The following is an 18,036-nucleotide window of genomic DNA, read 5'->3' as shown; positions in this document are numbered from 1 at the left end:
GCATCAAGACAGTGAACGCTATTTATATACATGAACATCAGGGAGGTGATCGGACGTGCCGCACGCGCCCTGCGCGACGTCGGCTTCGGAGCCGACGACCGGGCCCGGCTCCGGCTTCGGCTCCGAGGTGAACGGTTGTCCGGGGCCGCTCAGCCGGCCGCGTCCCGCAGCTGTTCGTCGCACCACCGGCGGGCGGCCTCGGCGACCTGTTCCAGCGCGCCGGGCTCCTCGAACAGGTGGGTGGCGCCCGGCACGACCCGCAGGGTGTGCGGACCGCTCAGCCTGCGGGCCGCCTCCTGGTTGAGCCGTATCACCTGGTCGTCCCGTCCGCCGACGATCAGCAGGACCGGCATCCGTACGGCCTCCAGGGCATCGCCCGCCAGGTCCGGCCGTCCGCCGCGCGACACCACGGTCAGCACCCGGGCGGGCCGCTCGGCGGCGGCGACCAGGGCCGCGCCCGCACCGGTGCTGGCGCCGAACAGGGCGAGGGGAAGGCCCCGGGTCTCGGACCGGACCTCGAGCCAGTCGATCGCGGCCACCAGACGGCGGGCCAGCAGGGCGATGTCGAAGCGATGCTCGCCGGTCACCGTGTCGCGCCGCTCCTCTTCCTCGGTGAGCAGGTCGATCAGCAGGGTGCCGAGCCCCGCGGTGCGCAGTTCGGCGGCGACCGCACGGTTGCGCGGGCTGTGCCGGGAGCTGCCGCTGCCGTGCGCGAACAGCACGACCGCCCGTGCGGGCGTCGGCACGTCGAGGTCGCCCGTCAGCTCGATGTCGCCGACGGGCACCGTGCACACTCGGGAGATCATCGGCCTCACTCTTTCCTGGCTGCCCGGCTGCCCGGTCAGCTCGCTACCTTGAGGCGTCGGCTTCCCGCTCGCGCCGCAACCGACGGATCACGACCCACAGATCGACCGCCGCCGACAGGGCGAGTGCACCGCAGGCGACCGTGATCACGACCAGCTCGCCGCGGCCGGGGCCGTCGCCGGGCCCGGATTCCGCCGCCCAGAGGCCGAAGAACACGGCCGCCGCCGTGAAGAGCGGCAGGAAGGCACCCGCCAGCAGCAGCCGCAGCCGGAGCGGACTGCGGGCGGTGACCGGTTCGGTGCCCGTCCGCGGCCGACGCCGGCCGATCGCCCCGGAGCGCGTCCTCGGCGCCTCCCGAGTGGTCACGGCGGGGTCTTCGTCGCGCACGATGTGCCTCCGTCAACGGTTGGGGGAGGCCCTGCTGACGTCCGCCAGGGCCGAGTGCGGGTCGTCGGCGGCGGCGAGGTCACCGAGACTGACGATGCCGACCGGGCAGCCACCGTGCTCCACCACCGGCAGGCGGCGCACGGCGTACCGCCGCATCAGCTCGATCGCGTGATCGGTGGTGTCGTCCGGCGCCAGGGTCACCACCGGCGGGCGGGTGCACACCGAGCCGACGGACGTGGCCGCGGGGTCGAGGCCCTCGGCGAGGGCCCGGACCACGATGTCCCGGTCGGTGAGCATGCCGAACAGGTCACAGTCGTACGTCACCAGGACGTCGCCGATGTCCTGCTCACGCATCAGCCGGGCGGCTCGCGCCACCGTGGTCATGGGCTCGACGGCGGCCGTGCCGGGCGACATCACGTCACGTATCCGCGTGGTCATGGGAACCTCCGGGTCCTGCGTCGGCGGTGCGTCGCACCGCCCGCGTAGCCCGTACCGGCGGCGGTAAACCGTTCGGGAGGGACGCGGTGCCGTCGCCGGAACCCACCCCCGTCCGTCATGGGCGCCGGTGCGAGCGTCGACGCACGGTGAAGAGGCAGGCGAGCATGCCGAGGCCCCAGGCGATCAGGAGGGCACCCCACAGCGGCATGGTCACCATCGGAATGAGAAGCCGGATCTCGACATACGAGCGGTTCTCGAAGATGAAGATCAGAGCGATCGCAGTGATCAGAACGAACGGTGCGAGGCGGCGGACGCCGGGGCGGGAAAAGAACGGCGTGTGCGCCTTGCGGCTTGTACTGGTCCGAGCCATGAGGTCTCCCCATCACGTCGCCCCTGCATCCAGCGTCCTCTTCCAGCAGGTGACACGCCACCGAACGATCCGCGAAGCCGTGCGATCCCTTCGGGATGTCGGCGTCAGACCGGGGTGACGGTGATGCGAGAGCCGCACGGGCGACGGGCTCCCCGGGGTCCGAGGTGAGAACCGTCGTCGGGCCCGGGGCAGCGCGGGCGTGGCCCTCGCGGGTGCGGGCCTTCTCCTGACGCTCACCGGAACAGACCCGCGGCCCGGCCGGAACCCATCGCACGAGGAGGGGCACTCGAACGGGGTGGGTGATGCCTCCCACGGGGAAGGCCGGTGAACCGACCCACCACTGAACCGTCGAACGGGTGACCAGACGATGACTGGGAAAACCACGGGGAAGGCCGGTAAGAAGAGGACCGGTGCGACGGACGAGGCAGTGGCGCGCGCACTGCTCGACCGGCAGCGGCGCACCTACGCGGCGCAGGCGGGCATCCGGCTGCGCAACACCCCGGCGCCGCTGTACCAGACGCTCGTGCTCGCGATTCTCCTCAGCGCCCCCATCAGGTCCGGCACCGCGGTGGCAGCGGCCAGGGCGCTGTTCGACGCCGGCCTGCGCACCCCGCGGGCGATGGCGGACGCGTCCTGGCAGCAGCGCGTCGACGCACTCGGCGAGGGCGGCTACCGGCGATACGACGAGCGGACCGCCACGACGCTGGGCAAGGGGGCCGAACTGCTGCTGGAGCGCCACGGCGGTGATCTGCGCCGACTGCGCGAGGAGCCCGACCCGAAGAAGGCCCTGATGGACATACCCGGGATCGGGCCCACCGGGGCCGACATCTTCCTGCGTGATGTACAGGGCGTGTGGCCGGAGTACGCGCCGTACCTCGACCGCAAGGCCCTGGACGGCGCCCGGCGGCTCGGACTGCCGGCCTCACCCGGCAGGCTGAGCAGCCTCGTTCCCGCCCGCGAGATGCCCCGGTTGGCGGACGGCCTGGTCCACGCGGCCCTCGACGAACCGCTGGCGGACGAGGTGCTCACGGCCGCCGGGGCAACCTGACAGACCTCTTTGCAGGGCACGGCAACCGGGTGACACACCGCCACGGGGCGAACGCCGCCTGACGCGGCACCGGCCTGCGCCGGTGGCTTCCGGTCAACTCCATTGGGCCGAAGACCGATCGGTGCACACGGGTGACGGCGACGCCGAAGATTCCCGTCGACCCATTACCAAGCGTTTAGCGAGCAGATACCTTTCTCCTTGCCGGTGGCAGGGGCGGAGCGATCCAGCCATCCCTGCCTGCCCGGAGTACCGCCGCACCTCGTTCGGCCTGTTTTCGGTTTTAGGCCCATTCCTCATGAACCGCCGGAAGGAAGCGCTTTGAACGCTCGGAACCGCCGCACCACGGTAGTCGCCGTATCCGTCGCAGGGCTCATAACGCCGCTGCTGCTGATCGGATCGGGCACCGCCTCCGCCCACAGCGACCCTGCCAAGGAGGCTGCCAAGCTCGCGAAGAAGCTCGTCAAGAAGAGCGACGCCAAGGATGCCCACGAGCATCTGAGACAGTTCCAGCGGATCGCCGACAAGAACGGGAACACCCGGGTGGCCGGGTCGGAGGGGCACCGGAAGTCGGCCGAGTACGTCGAAGGCCTGCTGCGGAAGGCCGGGTACTCGGTGACCCGGAACGCGTTCGACTTCCCGTTCACCGAGACGCTGGCGCAGTCCCTGCGGGTGGTGTCGCCGCAGCAGCAGGACGTCCCGGTGACCGCCATGACGTACTCCGCCAGCAGTCCGGTCGGCGGCATCACCGCCCCGGTCGCGGTGGTGCCGGTCGACGGCACCACCGGCTGCGAGCCGGGGGACTACGCCTCCGACACGTTCACCGGCAAGATCGCGCTGATCAAGCGCGGCGGCTGCACCTTCGCGGAGAAGCAGGAGGCCGCCGCCGGTGCGGGCGCGGTCGGCGCGATCGTCTACAACAACACCGAGGGCGCGCTCAGCGGCACCCTGGGAGACCCGTCCGTCGCCAAGATCCCGACAGGCGGCGTCACGCAGGCGGACGGCGAGGCGCTCGCGGCCAAGGCCGCCGCCGGCGCGGTGACCGTCAACCTGGAGATCCGCACCTTCTCGGAGACCCGGCGCACCTACAACGTGATCGCCGAGACCAAGGGCGGCGCCGCCGACAACGTGGTGATGTTCGGCGCCCATCTGGACTCGGTGGCGGACGGCCCGGGCATCAACGACAACGGCTCCGGCTCCGCCGGCATCCTCGAGGTGGCCCTGAACCTCGCCCACGAGAAGACCAAGAACAAGGTGCGCTTCGCCTGGTGGTCGGCTGAGGAGTTCGGCCTGCTGGGCTCGGAGGCGTACGTCGACAGCCTCTCGGCGGCGGACCGTGCGAAGGTCAAGCTGTATCTGAACTTCGACATGATCGCCTCGCCGAACTACGCCCAGTTCGTCTACGACGGCGACGACTCCGACCAGATCGGCGCCGGCCCCGGCCCGGAGGGCTCGGCGCAGCTGGAGCGGCAGATCACCGACTACCTGGACAGCCGGCGCGTCCCGCACGAGGGCACCGACTTCACCGGCCGGTCGGACTACGGGCCGTTCATCGAGGTGGGCATCCCCTCGGGCGGCACCTTCACCGGCGCCGAGGGCATCAAGACGGCCGAGCAGGCGAAGGCGTACGGCGGCCAGGTCGGTGTCGCGTACGACGCCTGCTACCACGCCGCCTGCGACGACCTGAAGAACATCAGCATGAAGGCGTTCGACGTCAACATCGACGTCATCGCCAACGCGGCGGGCCAGTACGCCTGGGACACCAGCCTGCTGAGCAAGCCGGTGGCGCCGCGGAACACCAAGGGTTCGGCGGGCAGCGGCGGCGGTCTGCACGAGGGCCACGACCACGAGGTCACCGAGTAACTCCCGGCACACACAGGGGGGAGGGCCGGACAGTCCGGCCCTCCCCTTCACCGCTGGGCGGGAGGCACAGTCGCCACGGTTCCTCGCGGAGGGAGGCCCAGGCGGGTGCCTGCGCCGCGATGTGACGTGCAGTTCGGGCACCCAACGGCATGAGAGTCGTGAACTCATGGAGGCTCGCGCGGTGCACTGAGCCGCGCGACAGCCGGTGAAAGGGCGCGGGGATCAGCCGACGCAGCCGGGGACCGGGCTCGGGCTGTTGAGGCAGTTGCCCGGAGTGTTGGCGGCAACCAGGCTGACGCGCAGGGTCACCGTGCCGCCGTTGTTGTAGATGCCGCCCGGGTTCGCACCGCCGGCCGAGTTGTTGCTGATGTTACTGGTGGTCACGGTGGAGGTGCCGCCGCTGGCGGCGGGCACTCCGTTGGCGATGCCACCGCCGCCGTTCGGCGCGGTGTTGTTCACGAGGTTGCTGGCGTTGACCGTCAGAGTTCCGATGCTGGCGATGCCACCGCCGACGTTGCCTGCCGTGTTCCTGCTGATCTGTGAGGTATTGACGGTCGTCGTGCCGTCGCTGACGATGCCCCCGCCGTTCTGAGTCGCTTTGTTTTCCGTGAAGACACTCGCGTTGATCTGGGCCTGGGAGCCACTGAACACACTGATGCCACCGCCGAAGTTGGCGCTGTTGTCCCGAATCACGCTGGAGCTGAGGTTGAGGCTGCCGTTGCCGGTGACGACGATGGCGCCGCCGGCTCCGTTCTCGACCGGGCTGCCCGTGGCGTCACCCTTGCTGAGGATGGCCGCCCGGAGGGTCAGAGCGCCGCCCTTCACGGTGAGGATGCGGAACGTCCCCGACAGCCGGGTGATGGTGTCGCCGTTGCCGTTGATGACGATCGGCGAGGTGATGGCGGGCAGTTCGGTGGTCAGCCGATACGTGCAGCCAGGCGCCAGGTTGAGAGTGTCGCTGGCGGGGGTGCCGTTGGCGGTGGTGATGGCGTTCCGCAGGGCGGTCTCGCTGCACGTCACGGGCAGCGTCGCGGCCGAGGCAGGAGGAGCCAGGGTTATGGGGGTGAGCAGGGCGGCGCTGCTGATGCAAAGCACCTGGGCGGACCGGATGAGGGATCTACGCGTGAGCATGCCATTTCCTTCGGGGACGCGTGTCGCGAACGCCCGGCCACGAGGAAGTGTCGTGCGGCGCCGCAGGCAGGGGTTGATAGCCGAGAGATGCCCGACACGTCGCGCGACATCACGGAGAACGCCCCGATTTCCGCCTAATGGCCCCCTTGACGCACCCCGGGGTCGAACCGAGGACCCAAGCCGGCGGGAGGGGGACGGCTCGTGATCCGCGCGTACAGGTTCCTCCTGCGGCCCACGGCCCGTCAGACGGTCGCGCCGGGCGAGATGCTGCAAGACGCTGATCGCTGCTCGCTGTACAACGGGGCCCTCCAGGAGCGCCGGGACGCCTACCGGCACACTTCGAAGACGACCGTGCGCTACGGCGACCAGTCCGTACAGCTCAAGGACATCCGGGCTTTCGACCCCGAGCGCCAGGGCCGCTGGTCGTTCTCCTCCCAGCAGGCCACCCGTGACATGCAGGCCCTGGTCAAGGCAGGCATCCACACCGCGGTCGGTCGGACCAAGGGCCGACACTGTGCGGCCGGCGACCGCTTCCCCCAGGACGTCCTCGACGCCGCCCACCGCCGCCACACGATCCGCGATCCATACGATTCCCAGCACCGGTCCGGTTCTGTGTAGCGATCGGTAACGGCCTTGCCGTGAGAGCCGGGTGAGTACCGCTCAAGTCGGCGGGTGTGGTGCGGCCACGCTCAAGTACTGGGTTCGAGGAGGGGCTTTGGGAGCGAAAACGGGTCTGTGCACGTACGTCGATGAGGATGTGCCGGACCAGTTGCGACGGGTGGGGCCGGCGGACCTGGCGCGGACGACAGGTCGGAGTAGGACCTGTCGCCGCTGCGCGGCGGCTGTTTCGGTCCGCGTGCGGCTCATCGCGGTAGCGGCCACGTCCTTGCTGGCGGCAGGTTGCGGCACGCTGGACGATCCGGTCAAGGACCGCTGGGAGTCCAGAGCTGAGTTTTCAAGTTGCGGCGAAGTGAACTTGGCTCAGGGTGAGGAGATGCAGAAGCAGGCGGTGCGGGAAATCGTCTGTCTCCGGCGAGCCCTGAAGAGTGGTGAGAGCGCAGAACTGAAGGTGACTCATCCCACTGTGGAGGGTGACCCGATCCGCGAGTACTACCGCTTGACACCGCAAGGCAGGCTTGAGGTGTACACCGACAGCACGGAGGACCGCTACTCGGACCGGAAGTGGTCGTTCGCTGAGTGCTACACCCCGGAATGGCTGGCTGGGGTTTCCTGTGATCAATGACCGGGCCGACACCACGAGGTCTCGTCCATGGCCTCCTGGCACGGGTGTTTGATCGGTGCCGTTCTCGTGTCCGGCTACTGTGACTGCCCGGTGTCCCCCGTGGTTTCCCGCTCGATCGAGCACGTCGGGGGCGCGGGTGGCTCTCCCGGCTTCCCGGGGAGGGGAGGCCGGGAGAGGGTCTCGTCAGGTCTGGCCGACGGTCACGCGGTCGTCTGCGGCCGTCGGACTGATACGGCGCTCACCGCGGAGCCACAGACCAGGACTGCTGACAGCGCGGTCAAGTTGGTCAGGACGTCTTGGATCTGTGCGACGGGGACGTAGACGACCACGATGACGAGGACGACAGCCCAGTCTCGCAGGCGGGGGATCGAAAGTGGTTTCACCGAGGTCACACTCATAGCAGTACCTCCTGGGTGCCCGCCCTTCGAGTGCTGCTCTTGCCAGGAAGCCTGCGCAGCGATCGGTGGGCTTTCGTGTCGGGCCACTGTGATGTAGGTCTCCCCTCGACATGCGGCAAGGTAACGATGCGTAAGGGTGATCTGACTCGCAGTCACGATGCGCAAGGGGTGCACGAAGTCATGACATCCGCGATGCGAACGGTGAGACTCGCCCGACAAGGTCGGCGGAGCTGCTTTCCCTGGTCGACTCGGGACGGGGCGGTCCGCTCCGGAGGTGCTGCGACGGACGCTGCGGTCGTATGGAGCTGACGGAGATCCGGCCCGCCGCGGGGGAGGTGTGGACGGACGGACGGGCTCCGGCGGGGCGCATGACCGGCGAGGGCTGAAGCAGCGAGCCGAGGGCGAGGTACACACGTCGGGCCCGTCCCACCTCCACTGGTACGGCTGCTCCGCGAGCATCTGAAGGACCCCGGCACGACGGGCGGAGGGCGGTCTGCCGTTCTCCAGCGAGCGGGGCGACGTGATCGCTGCGTCCTCGTACTCCCGCACCTGGAAGCAGGCTCGGGGACTGGCGCTCGTCCCCGATCAGGTGGCCTCGGTCCTCGCGTTCCGGCCGTACGACCTCCGGCGCGCGGGCGTCTCCCGGTGGCTCGACTCCGGGGTGAGCCCGACGGAGGTCGCCGAACGTGCAGGCAGCGGCGTGGAGATCCTGCTGAGCCGCTACGTCAAGTGCATCGGCGGACGGCAGGACGTCGCCAACCGGCGTATCGAGGACTTGCTCCGCGAGTATGAGTAGACACCGCTGCCTGCCTCCGAGGCCCCTGGCGTTGCGTCCAGGGGCCTCGTCGTTGCTTCATGTCTCAGCTCATCGGATAGCCGATCTCCGTAATGTTCTCCACGAGATCTGCCAGGACGATCTCCGAGTTCAACGCACGGACCACTTCTTCGGTCAGAGGGCGCGAAGAGAAGACGTGACGAACGGCCTCCAGGTCGACTGTGACCTCGTAGTAGTCCTCGGCCCACCGCTGAAACGCTTCCGGTGAGCGATCCACCAACAGATGGAAGAGATGGTCGGCACCGTCCGGATCTTCTGTTGCCTCATCGGGAAAGTCGATCGTCCCTGCCTTCCAGCCGTCGTCACCCGTCTCCCGCCACATACACGTGGTGACGAGGGGCATCCCGTCCTCGTCCGAGAACGCCGGCTCCTCGACATAAGGCCGGAAGACATCAGGAACCTCGTCGAGCACTCCGGGCCATGGCCCGTCCTCCGCATAAGGGCTCATAGGCGATTCGTGATCGAACCCCCGGACGTAGGCGCCGGCGGATGAGAAAACGATCGAGTACTCGTCGCCCGATCCGTTCCACATCGAGGCCATCGACTCCGTCTCGGACCAGCGGTCGTCGAAGGAGTGGTAGCGGTCCTCCCACTCGGGGCTCAGGACTGCATCCAGGACGGCCATGGAGCGGCAGTGCTCACGGAGGACTGCTATCTCGGGCAGGTGTCGAGCAACGTCATGAACGGTCACCCGCTCATCCAAGCGCACGCATCTGACACGTCAGGATCTTGCCTGGCGGGTGACTGCCGTACCGGATTGGTGGACTGCAGACAGCGCGACTCACCTGCGACAACGCTTCGAGATCCCGTCCACGCCTCGTCCACGGACCTCGACATACGGCCGCTCCGGGTGGCACACATCTGCACATACGCGAAGACCCCGGCCTCAGCGTTTCCGCTGGTGACGGGGTCTTTGGGCACCTCATGCAAGGTGCCCCCGGCAGGATTCGAACCTGCGCACACGGCTCCGGAGGGCGCTGCCGTGTCATGGATCCCCACAGGTTACGGCTCCATGTGACCCCTTCGAACGATCCCCAGTCCACAGATGGTCCACGGCCCGTCAGCCAATTATGGGCGGTTGCTGGCCATGTCATCTGGGGCAGCAGGTCCGTTAGAGCGGGTCCTCCCGTCGGCGAGTAGCGCGGTGGTGCCGCTGCAGCGGCCAGTGCGTCCACCCGCGACGAGGTGAAGTCCAAGCACCCTCGCGGGCCGTTGGTGGGGCGTCACACTCGAACTGCGGGCCTGCGCTACTGAGGGGGTGCATCAGCCCCGCCACCCATGCCACGAGGTGTACGGCGGGAGCGCGAACCTCCACGGCAGGCCGATCCACTCTGTCGTAATCCCCACCCGAGGCCGGTGATCGGGATGACTGCGAGCTTCCGCCGGCCGTACTGGTTCCAAGTGCATCAGTTGTAGGAACAGGCCTGACAATGCGCACCGCACCGAACACGAAACCCTCAGCCGCAAAGAGCCCAGCCCGCCCCCACGAGGCTGCGGAAGAGCAGAGCCCATCCCCCCTGTTGAGGGCACGGAGAGCCGAGTACGATCAGCTGTTCGTACTAGCTTAAGGTTGAACAAGCGCTGCAGCGGGTCGCTCTGAGGTGGCGTCAGAGGGGGCATGTTGAGCCGGACAGGTATCGAGGACTTCCTCAACGAGGCAGAAGCCCACGAAATATCCTGGAGCCGACCGGAGAGTGCACCGGCATCACTGGCCACGGAACGAGTCCTTATCGCTGCAGGCCCCCAAGCTTTCGAAGTCGCCATCGCCTCGGCAACCATCAGGCCCCGCGTCGACGATGTCCGCCGCCTGTGGGCCCTGCGATGGAACCGTCGCGCCGCTCCCGTTGTCCTGGTCGTTTGTTACCCCACAGACGGCACCTGGAAGACAGCCGTTTGCGGAACCAAGGACGACCCGGCCGTCCTACACGACCTGAACCTCGATCAGGTCGAACGCATCTGCACCGCAGCCCTGGAGGCTCCCGACTCGGCGAACGCAGAACGCACGTTGCACCGCCTGCTCTCCGGTCTCAAAGATCAGCTCGTCGCTGGCCTGTTGAACTCCGGCCTGTTCGCTTCGCATGAACTGCGTCACGGCGTCCCGACCCGCACTGACTGGGCATCCGCGCAAACAAAGGGGGTGCCGCTCCTTCGACGGCGCGGCGTCGAACTCATCCGTGGGCTTGGCTACTCCACCACTCCCCACGGATCCACCGCAGTGATCCTCTCTGCCAGCGGCGACCAGCGGGCCGTGGGCGTCCTGCTGGACGAGATGGAGATGTTCGACCGTCCGACCGCCCGCCTCGGCGCAGTCTCCCCCGTAGCGTTGGGTCTGGCCATAGCGCAGGAGCAAGGGCTGCCGTGGCTGGTGATCACCCGTGACACCCAGATCCGCCTCTACTCGGCCAACCCTGATATCGGTGTCGGCCGCAAAGGCCAGGCCGAGACCTTCGTCGAGATCGACATGGCGCTCCTGGCCGAGGTTGATGCGGCCTACCTGTCCCTGCTGTTCTCGGCCGACGCGCTGACCAAGGGCGGCAGCGTTCCCCAGATCCTGGAAGCCTCCGCCGACCACGCCGCAGCACTGGGGAGGCGCCTTAGGGAGCGCGTGTACAAGGATGTGGTGCCGCAGCTGGCCACCGCAGTCGCCCGCCGTATGAAAGCGGCCAGCGAGGCCGAGCTTGCCGAGGCATACCACCGCACCCTGATTATCCTGTTCCGGCTTCTATTCACCGCTTACGCCGAAGACCGCGGCCTGCTGCCTTACCTGCGCAATCCCCGCTACACCGCGAAAGCGCTCAAGACACTCGCGCGAGAGTTCGCCGAGAAGCCAGAGCAGGAGTTCGATGCTGTCGCAACCGATCGGTGGGACGACCTTCTCACCGTCTGGCGGGCTGTCGATGACGGCAATACCGAATGGGGTGTGCCAGCCTACAACGGCGGTCTGTTCGCCTCCGGCAATGCCCACCCGGCCGGCCAAGCCATCGCGGACCTGCGGCTGACCAACAATGAGATCGGGCCGGCACTACGTGCCTTGCTTGTCGACACCGGCGAGGATGGCACGGTCGGCCCCGTGGACTTCCGGTCCCTGTCTGTGCGCGAGTTCGGCACCATCTACGAGGGGCTACTGGAGTCCTCTCTTTCGATCGCTCCCGGCCCGCTCGCTGTTGATCCGAAGACAAAAGCGTATATCCCGGCAAGGACGACCGATGAGGTCGTTGTGGCCGCAAGCGACGTCTACTTCCACAACGCCTCTGGAGCGCGCAAGTCCACCGGCTCCTACTTCACCAAAGCCTTCGTGGTCGAGCACCTGCTCGACACCTCTTTGACGCCCGTACTCACCGAGCACCTGGCTAGGGTCAAGGCCCTGCTGGACGCTGGGGATGAGGCGAAGGCGGCAGAGACGTTTTTCGACTTCCGTGTCGCTGATCTCGCCATGGGTTCGGGACATTTCCTGGTCGCTGCAATTGACCGGATCGAGAACAAGTTCTCCGCCTTCCTCACCGCTCATCCGATCCCAGACGTCAACGACGAGCTGTACCGCCTCGCGGATGCGGCCAGGGCCGCACTGGGCACGAGCGCCCCGGACATCGAGATTGAGCCGTCCGCGCTCCTGCGGCGGCAGATCGCCCGCCGCTGCATCTACGGCCTTGACCTCAATCTTATGGCCGTTGAACTCGCGCGCCTGGCCATCTGGATCCACACCTTCGTTCCCGGCCTTCCGATGAGCACCCTCGATCACGGTCTCGTCGTCGGAAACAGTCTGACCGGCATGGCCACCATCGAGGAGGTCATCGATGTGTTCGATCCGCAAAGCGGCGGTGGAACCATCAGTCTCTTCGAGGAGCAGATCACTGAGCAGCTTGCTCCTGCCCGTGACCTGTTGCGGCGTGTCGCCCGAACCAGTGAGGCCACTAGGCAGGAAGTGAAGGAGGCGAAGAAGGCACATGCCGAGGCGCTGAAAGCCGCGGCAGACGCCACGCCCTTGTTCGATGCAGCTGTTGCTACTCGGCTCGGACTCATCGACCGAATGCCCACTCCGCAGGAAGCAGTCAGCGCGGTCTGGGAGGACGGCGTGAAGGAGGGGATGCGCCACCTTAAGGCCGCCCACTTCCCGATCCTCTTTCCCGAAGTGTTCCTTCGTGATCGTCCGGGTTTCGACGTCCTGCTAGGGAACCCCCCGTGGGAGGAAGTTACCGTTGAGCAGCTTGGATTCTGGGCACTACGGTTCCCAGGCTTGAAAAGTCTTCCTGCGAAGGCACAAAACGAGAAGATTGCCGGGTTCGAGCGTGACCGGCCGGATCTGGTCGCTGAATATGAGGCCGAGGTCAGCTCCTCGGCCCTGTTGCGCCAGGCGCTGCTGCACGGGCCATTTCCTGGCATTGGGAAAGGGGACCCGGACCTCTATAAGGCGTTCACCTGGCGGATTTGGCAGACCCTGCGCTCGGACGGAGCTGCCGGCGTCGTCCTCCCCCGCAGCGCTCTGAGCGCGGCTGGAAGTGCCGAGTGGCGCGAGAAGATCTTGACTGAGGGCACCTTCAGCGATGTGACCCTGCTGCGCAACTCGGCGGAATGGGTCTTCGATGAAATAGATCCGCGGTACACGGTCGGACTAATCGGCATCCGGAAGGGCGCCGGCTACGCCGGGCGTCTGCGGATGCGAGGCCCGTTTGTGTCGCTGAGGGAATATCGCGCCCATGCCGGAGAAAGCGGAGTGGAGGTCGCCACCGACAGCTTTCTGTCCTGGTCGGAGGGGGCCGCTTTCCCTGCCATCCCTGATTCCGTAGCGCTCGGCATTTTCGCCAAGATGCGCCAACAGCCGCGCTTGGACACCACGAGCGGGACGTGGCGTGCCCGCCCTGCCACCGAGTTCCATGCGACGAGCGACAAGAAAAAGGGGCATTTCTCAGTAGACCTTGACGGCCCGTCCGGGTGGCCCGTGTATAAGGGCGCTTCTTTCGACCTGTGGAACCCGGACACTGGGACCTATTACGGCTGGGCCGACCCTGCCCACGTCACCACAGAACTGCGGTCCCGCAGAACGCGTCAGGCACGCAAATCCACGTCCGCCTTCGCGGAGTTCGCTCCTGCAGTCATCCGGGATGCCAGCACGTTGCCCTGTCTGCATCCACGGATCATGCTGCGCGATATCACCCGCTCTAACGACAGCCGTACAGTGCGGGTCGCGCTCGTTCCAGCGAACGTGGTCGCCACGAACTCGGCACCCTACCTGCTCTTCCCCCGAGGGAACGAGCAGGATGAGGCATACCTGCTTGGTGTTCTGTCCAGCATCCCCTTGGACTGGCTCGCCCGCACCGTGGTCGAGAATCATCTGAACTTCCACATCCTCAACGGCCTTCCGATCCCCCGGCCCGAACCCGGTTCCGTGCTGCGGGAGCATGTCATACAGATTGCTGGGCAACTGGCTGCCGTGGACGGCCGCTACACCGACTGGGCTGCCAAAGTCGGCGTGCCGGTGGGGTCTGCCACCGACGAGGCAACCAAAAACGATCTGATAGCTGAACTCGATGCCGTCGTCGCCCTGCTGTTCGGTCTCGACCGCGATGATGTTTCCCACATCTTCGCCACCTTCCACCGCACCTGGGACTCCCGCGAGCGCCTGTCCGCAGTGTTGACCCACTACGACCTGTGGAAGGCACGGGTGGAATCGTGAGCGAGAACAGTTCTGGCTACCGGCCTGAGTTCGCTACCAACCGCAATAACGGTGAGCGGGTCGCGGATGCGATCAACACTCTGCTCGCGGGGCTGCGTACACGGCTGAGGAACCCCCCGAGGCTGGCGATTGCGACGGCCTATTTCAATCCTGGCGGGTTCGGTCTGCTTGCTGATGAGCTGGAGAAGGCCGGGGGTGTGCGGCTGCTGCTCGGTGCCGAGCCGTCACCGGACGGCGACCGGGCCCGCGTGCGCGCACTTGGCCGGACGCCCCGCCGACGGCGCCGCGGTCCCTCGGCGGACGTCGTCCAGGCGCTGGAAGGTCACCGCAGGTCGATGGAGGAAGACCGGGACCATCTGGGGTTCACCCGCGAGGCTGATGCACAGGCCCGCCGCCTGGTGGCGTGGCTACGCAGCAACCCGGACGTTCAGGTGCGCAGGTACGAGACTGAGTTCCTACACGGCAAGGCTTTCATCGTGGAGACCGACGCCACTGGGGTGATCGCCGGGTCCTCGAACTTCACCTATGCCGGGCTGGCCAAGAATAAAGAGCTCAACCTCGGCCAGTACCAGCCGGGCACGGTTCGGCAGGTTATCGACTGGTTCAACGAGCACTGGGACGCCGCTGCCCCTTACGACCTGGCCGCGTTGTATGAGGCACGCTGGTTCCCGCATCAGCCGTGGGACGTGTTCCTGCGGATGCTGTTCGAGCTGTACGGAGCGGACTTGGGGGAGGAGGATAAGGTCAGATCTCGGCTCGGGCTGACCGCATTCCAGGCGGACGGCGTATGGCGCGCCCGGCGCATCCTGGCCCGGCGCAAGGGCGTCCTGATCGCTGATGAGGTCGGTCTCGGCAAGACATACGTAGCTGGCGAGCTCATCCACGAGGCCGTATTCGACCGCCGCCAGAAGGTACTGATCATCGCTCCGGCGACGCTGAGGGACTCCACATGGGAGCCCTTCTTGCGGGAGAAGAACCTGCGCGCCGATGTGCTGTCGTATGAGCAGTTGGTCTCCGGTATCGAGGACGCTGGGACCCGAACTGCTCACCTGCAGGCTCTCGACGAGTACGCCATAGTGATAGTGGATGAGGCCCACGCGTTGCGTAACAGCAAGACTCTGCGTGCTGACGCCCTTCGGCAGGTGCTCGCCGGCCCGGTGCCTAAAGACCTGGTGCTTCTGACCGCGACACCGGTAAACAACAGTCTGGAAGACCTCTACAGCCTCATCGCATACTTCACGCCGAACGATGCCGCGTTCAGCGACGTGGGCATCCCCAGCCTGCGCGCCTACTTCCAGCGCGCCATGGAGATGAACCCCGATGACCTGTCTCCGGAACACCTGTTCGATGTGCTGGACGAGATAGCCGTACGGCGTACCCGGCGGTTCGTCAAGAACCATTATGTCGGGGACAGGATCCTGGTCGGTGGCAAGGTGCAGGAGATCCGGTTCCCCACGTGCCGGGTGGTGAGGGTGGACTACAACCTCGACAAGGTTCTTCCCGGGGTATTCCACGACCTGGCTGTCGCGCTCGGTGCGGAGATCATGGAGGAGACCCCGGATGATTCGCTGGCGGTCGGCGTCATCCTCGAGGAGCCCGGCGAAGTCCTCACCATGGCCCGCTATGTTCCCTCCCGCTTCCGCCTGTATGGGGAGACCGAGCAGTACCAGGCGCAGAACGCCGGGCTGATCCGCTCGAATCTCCTCAAGCGGTTCGAGTCGTCCTCCTACGCGTTCGAGCAGACCGCCACCAAGATGATCAATTCGCACGACACCTTCCTCAGCGCCTTGGACTCCGGTCTAGTTCTTACTGGAGACCCCTTGCGCGAGTGGGCCGGCCTCTCGGCCGAGGAGGTCGAGGATTGGATCGCATCGCTGGATGAGGCGAGTGCTGAGAACGTCGCGTACGCCTCAGACTTCAACGTGAAGGCCCTGCGGGATGCAGTCCAGGCGGACCGGGACCTGTTGGAAGCATTCCGGGATCGAGTGCGCGCCGTGCACGCGGACAACGATCCGAAGGTTGCTGGCCTTATCGAGCAACTGGCCTCCATCGCCAAGGACGCCGCTGCCGAAGGGATCGGAGAGGAGGACACCCGAGATAAGCGGAAAGTACTGGTGTTCACCTATTACACCGACACCGCCGAGTACCTGGGTCGGGCGCTCCGAGACGCGCTTGCCAGCGATCCGCGACTGGCTGCCTACCGGGGCCGTATGGCCACCGTGTCGGGCCCGGACCGTGACCATCGGGCCGACATTATTACGGGTTTCGCCCCCAAAACCGCGGGTACCGGCGTTGAGGCTGACGCATACGACCTCATCGTGACCACCGATGTGCTCGCAGAAGGTGTCAACCTCCAGCAGGCCCGTCACATCATTAACTACGACCTGCCATGGAACCCTATGAGGCTCGTGCAGCGGCACGGTCGCATTGACCGCATCGGCTCCCCGCACAAAGAGATCTACATGCGGGCGTTCTTCCCCGACAAAGACCTCGATGAAATCCTCCGCCTGGAGGAACGCCTCCAGCGCAAGTTGAAACAGGCCGCAGCGTCCGTTGGCGTCGGCGAGGTTCTGCCTGGTATAGAGGCGGTGGAGCACAACATTGCCGAGACCCGGGAACGGATTGAGCAGATTCGCTGCGAGGAAGCCGCCCTGTTCAATGACGGAGGCAATGGTGCGCTTTCCGGTGAAGAGTACCGGCGGCGGCTAGCGAATGCCTTCCACAGCGACGCCACAAAAAACCGGGTTCTGGATTTGCCTTGGGGATCCGGCACCGGCTTTCACCGGGACGGAGCCAGCCCAGGCTTTGTGTTCTGCGCCCGTATCGGAAACCATCCTAAGCCCTGGTACCGGTATATTCCCCTCAACGACGACCTGACCCCTCAGAGTAGCGGCCCGGATGGCGAGCCGGTGGTCATTGACGACACCCTCGCCTGCCTCGCCCACGCTGATCCTCAAACGGATATCACCCCAGTGGCGCTGTCCGATCAGATGTACGCTGCGGCGTTCGATGCATGGTCTGCCGCACGGAGGCACATAAAGAGCCGCTGGGACTTCCAGGCCGACCCTGCCAACTTTGAGCCCCAGGTGCCCAAAGTCATGCGAGATGCTGCCGCATTCGTCCGAGAGCATGGCCAGTTGCTGGGCGACGATCAGGACATGCTCTCTGCCCGTCTTGACGCCCCGTATGCTGTTCGTGTCCAACGCGAAGTCCGGAACGCCCTCACCAGCACGGAACTCTCCGCCACAGGCAAGGTCCAGGCGCTCGCGGAGCTCGCGGACCGGCTCGGGCTGATCCCCCCCGAGCCACCGCCACTCCGGCCTGCGATCCATCTTGAGGATATCCATTTGATGTGCTGGACCGCGATCACACCCGAGTATCCTTGAGAGCCGTAAGGGGCCAGGACGGGCCGCCAGGGGCAGCCGGACCTTGACCTGGTAAATCGCCTGATCCACTGGCAACTTGTGCCACGCCTTTTGGCCGCAACGGCACTACGGCACGTGCTGCATTGGAGGCTGGCCGAGGCTTTTGCAGCGGTCGGTGGAACGGCTTTGGGCTGGAGCTGCTTTGGCGCGAGTGATCACGGCCCCGTAAGCTTCCGGCGCGTCGGGCAGTCTGTGGACCTGCCCGCTAAAGCACGACGTTGGGGCCGTGATCTTCGAGGCTCGCGCCAAAGTGGCTGCCTAAAGCCGTGGAGCCGACCGCCCCAGCCACGACGTATCCCTTCTCTGGCATCAGGCGGCTGCATGCTTTGAGCGCGGCACGGGCGCCGGCCGGGCTGGAGCGGGGCGGAGACAGGAGCGCAGGCCCGGCCGGGGGCCGGGCCGCGCGCGGTGAGCGGAGCGAGCCGC

Annotated in this window: 12 protein-coding genes and 1 pseudogene; 7 read left to right on the top strand and 6 right to left on the bottom strand. The window is 66.6% G+C overall.

The window, feature by feature from the left end; genetic code table 11:
* Positions 1–149 precede the first annotated feature (149 nt).
* The 4 genes from JL475_RS11660 to JL475_RS11645 all read right to left on the bottom strand — a co-directional run bounded on the left by JL475_RS11660 (position 150) and on the right by JL475_RS11645 (position 1,999).
* Positions 150–806: a dienelactone hydrolase family protein gene (locus JL475_RS11660; protein WP_202277476.1), complete on the bottom strand. Its 657-nt coding sequence runs from the start codon at positions 804–806 to the stop codon at positions 150–152.
* 43 nt (positions 807–849) lie between these two features.
* Positions 850–1,191 (bottom strand): DUF6343 family protein, encoded by a 342-nt coding sequence (locus JL475_RS11655; protein WP_307825021.1) that lies wholly within the window; start codon positions 1,189–1,191, stop codon positions 850–852.
* 12 nt (positions 1,192–1,203) lie between these two features.
* The gene (locus JL475_RS11650) at positions 1,204–1,629 is read right to left on the bottom strand and encodes a CBS domain-containing protein (RefSeq protein ID WP_202277475.1); all 426 of its coding nucleotides are present in this window, start codon (positions 1,627–1,629) and stop codon (positions 1,204–1,206) included.
* A 115-nt stretch (positions 1,630–1,744) separates the two neighbouring features.
* Complete coding sequence (locus tag JL475_RS11645) at positions 1,745–1,999, bottom strand: hypothetical protein (RefSeq protein WP_202277474.1); 255 nt, start codon at positions 1,997–1,999, stop codon at positions 1,745–1,747.
* Positions 2,000–2,366: 367 nt separating this feature from the next.
* Between JL475_RS11645 and JL475_RS11640 the strand changes: the two genes are divergently transcribed.
* Positions 2,367–3,047 (top strand): endonuclease, encoded by a 681-nt coding sequence (locus JL475_RS11640; RefSeq protein ID WP_202277473.1) that lies wholly within the window; start codon positions 2,367–2,369, stop codon positions 3,045–3,047.
* A gap of 318 nt (positions 3,048–3,365) precedes the next feature.
* Positions 3,366–4,907: a M28 family metallopeptidase gene (locus tag JL475_RS11635; protein WP_202277472.1), complete on the top strand. Its 1,542-nt coding sequence runs from the start codon at positions 3,366–3,368 to the stop codon at positions 4,905–4,907.
* Between the two features lie 222 nt (positions 4,908–5,129).
* On the opposite strand, the gene JL475_RS11630 is transcribed toward JL475_RS11635, so the two are convergent.
* Complete coding sequence (locus tag JL475_RS11630) at positions 5,130–6,038, bottom strand: hypothetical protein (protein WP_202277471.1); 909 nt, start codon at positions 6,036–6,038, stop codon at positions 5,130–5,132.
* A 201-nt stretch (positions 6,039–6,239) separates the two neighbouring features.
* On the opposite strand from JL475_RS11630, the pseudogene JL475_RS11625 reads away from it, so the two are divergent.
* The 3 genes and pseudogenes from JL475_RS11625 to JL475_RS11615 form a co-directional block, all read left to right on the top strand.
* A pseudogene (locus JL475_RS11625) lies at positions 6,240–6,485 on the top strand (RNA-guided endonuclease TnpB family protein); the annotation flags it as partial.
* A 268-nt stretch (positions 6,486–6,753) separates the two neighbouring features.
* Positions 6,754–7,281 (top strand): hypothetical protein, encoded by a 528-nt coding sequence (locus JL475_RS11620; protein WP_202277470.1) that lies wholly within the window; start codon positions 6,754–6,756, stop codon positions 7,279–7,281.
* 918 nt (positions 7,282–8,199) lie between these two features.
* Positions 8,200–8,475 carry a hypothetical protein gene (locus JL475_RS11615; RefSeq protein WP_237406836.1) on the top strand — a complete coding sequence of 92 codons (276 nt, stop codon included), beginning with the start codon at positions 8,200–8,202 and terminating at the stop codon, positions 8,473–8,475.
* 64 nt (positions 8,476–8,539) lie between these two features.
* Here JL475_RS11615 and JL475_RS11610 read toward each other — a convergent pair whose 3' ends face one another.
* Complete coding sequence (locus tag JL475_RS11610) at positions 8,540–9,205, bottom strand: hypothetical protein (protein ID WP_202277469.1); 666 nt, start codon at positions 9,203–9,205, stop codon at positions 8,540–8,542.
* 927 nt (positions 9,206–10,132) lie between these two features.
* On the opposite strand from JL475_RS11610, the gene JL475_RS11605 reads away from it, so the two are divergent.
* Both JL475_RS11605 and JL475_RS11600 read left to right on the top strand, forming a co-directional pair.
* Positions 10,133–14,185: a hypothetical protein gene (locus JL475_RS11605; RefSeq protein WP_202277468.1), complete on the top strand. Its 4,053-nt coding sequence runs from the start codon at positions 10,133–10,135 to the stop codon at positions 14,183–14,185.
* Positions 14,182–17,571, top strand: a complete 3,390-nt coding sequence (locus JL475_RS11600; RefSeq protein ID WP_202277467.1) for a helicase-related protein — start codon at positions 14,182–14,184, stop codon at positions 17,569–17,571. The genes JL475_RS11605 and JL475_RS11600 overlap by 4 nt, the downstream gene beginning before the upstream one ends.
* Positions 17,572–18,036: the final 465 nt, after the last annotated feature.

Source organism: Streptomyces sp. M2CJ-2, from assembly GCF_016757295.1.
Taxonomy (GTDB): Bacteria; Actinomycetota; Actinomycetes; order Streptomycetales; family Streptomycetaceae; genus Streptomyces.
The sequence above is the reverse complement of the archived record's forward strand: the minus strand, read 5'-3'. Positions and strand labels throughout refer to the sequence as shown.